Raw genomic sequence first — 1,508 nt, 5'->3', positions numbered from 1 at the left:
GTTCGTGGGCGGCTACGAGTTCGAGACGCTGTCGCTCGGCCTGCCGTTCATGGCCGCATTCCTCGATCCGGGCGCCTGGGGGCGCTCGTTCACCACCGCACTCGATCACTACGACCACATGGCCGGCCTGTGGATCGTCGGTGAGGACATGCCGCGCGCGGAGAACCGCATCACGCTGCATGCAGACGAGAAGGACGCGCACGGCATGCCGATCGCCGACGTGCATTTCGACGACCATCCGAACGACACGGCGATGCGTAACCACGCCTACAAACAGGCTACGGCACTTTACGATGCGGTCGGCGCCACCCGCACCTTCCCGACGCCACCCTATCCGTCGACTCACAATCTCGGCACCAACCGGATGAGCGAGAAAGCGGAAGACGGGGTCGTCAACAAGCACGGCCAGGCGCACGACATCAAGAACCTGTTCGTGTCGGACGGCAGCCAGTTCACTACCGGGGCCGCTGAAAACCCGACCCTGACGATCGTGTCGCTGGCGATCCGCCAGGCCGACTACATCGCCGCGCAGATGTCGGCAAAGACGATCTAGTCACATCCTCCCGACGGACTGCTGGCGCGGAACCCGCAAGGTTCCGCGCCTTTTTCTTGCCGCCTTATTGCTTGGTGCAGGTCGATGCGGTGAAGGCGCCGTCGGGTTGCTTCATGATGATGTCGAAGGAGGGCACGGTTTCGCCGTCCAGCGTCGCCTGGGTCAGCGACAGCGAGTTGCCGCCGGCGGTGTAGCCGCCCAGTGGTCCCAGCCAGGAAATCACGCCGTTCGCATCCATTTGGTAGTTGTACCCTTGCTGAGCGGGGCCGAAGACGCCGAGGCTGGTGTAGACAGGGCCGCTGTAGACGTTCCCCTTAATGGTGATGTCGCCGAGGCTGAGGAACATGCCAAGCAGGTACACTTCGCAATGATAGGTGCCGTCAGGCATCTTGCCATCGCTGAAATCGGCTCGCGCGGCTCCGGTTGCTGCGGCCAGAAGCAGTATGCCGATGAAAAAGCGTGAAATCCCTGAAATCATGACGTCGCTCGTTTGAAGAGCGAGCTTGCCCTATTTTTGCACCGCGCCGCAACATCGGTCGCCCAAGGCGCCGCTATTGAGATCAAAATCTAGGCAGCCTCAGAGAATGAGCGAAAATTAGGCAAAAACTGTGTAAGCTGCGCAAATTTCCCTCAATCGATTTCTGGCCGGCTCTCTTTGTTTTGGAAGCCGCTATATCCAAGGCGCTGATATCTATGAACTATTTGTACCCTTTCGGGATCGCTGGAGCGGTTGGCATGGGGGTTGCATTGTAGTGTTGCAGTGCAATCAACTAGCTTGGGAGTCCGTAATATGAGGGGTAATTTCTCGACAATAACAAAAATGTTTTCGGCTGGTGCGGTCGCCGCCGGCCTGTTGATGTCGGCTCCGGCCAAGGCCGCCGACGACACGATCAAGGTCGGCATTCTCCATTCGCTCTCGGGGACCATGGCGATTTCGGAGACGACACTGAAGGAC

The 1,508-nt window shown here is 59.4% G+C and carries 2 protein-coding genes and 1 pseudogene; 2 read left to right on the top strand and 1 reads right to left on the bottom strand.

Annotated features, from left to right (window positions below; genetic code table 11):
* Nucleotides 1-553, top strand: a 553-nt coding sequence (locus tag EN991_RS35760; protein WP_245461172.1) for a GMC family oxidoreductase, incomplete at its 5' end; no start/stop codon positions are given.
* 64 nt (nt 554-617) lie between these two features.
* Here EN991_RS35760 and EN991_RS35755 read toward each other — a convergent pair.
* On the bottom strand, nt 618-1,031 hold the full coding sequence (locus EN991_RS35755) for a hypothetical protein (protein WP_027161509.1): 414 nt from the start codon (nt 1,029-1,031) through the stop codon (nt 618-620).
* Nucleotides 1,032-1,343: 312 nt separating this feature from the next.
* Between EN991_RS35755 and EN991_RS35750 the strand changes: the two are divergent.
* Nucleotides 1,344-1,508: pseudogene (locus EN991_RS35750) on the top strand (transporter substrate-binding protein); the annotation flags it as partial.

The organism is Mesorhizobium sp. M7A.F.Ca.US.005.03.2.1 (assembly GCF_003997795.1).
GTDB classification, from domain to species: Bacteria; Pseudomonadota; Alphaproteobacteria; order Rhizobiales; family Rhizobiaceae; genus Mesorhizobium; species Mesorhizobium ciceri.
The sequence above is the reverse complement of the archived record's forward strand: the minus strand, read 5'-3'. Positions and strand labels throughout refer to the sequence as shown.

What these genes read in the sequence shown, in the direction of transcription:
- EN991_RS35755 (WP_027161509.1), bottom strand. Translation starts at nt 1,031, where the DNA reads ATGATTTCAGGGATTTCACGCTTTTTCATCGGCATACTGCTTCTGGCC.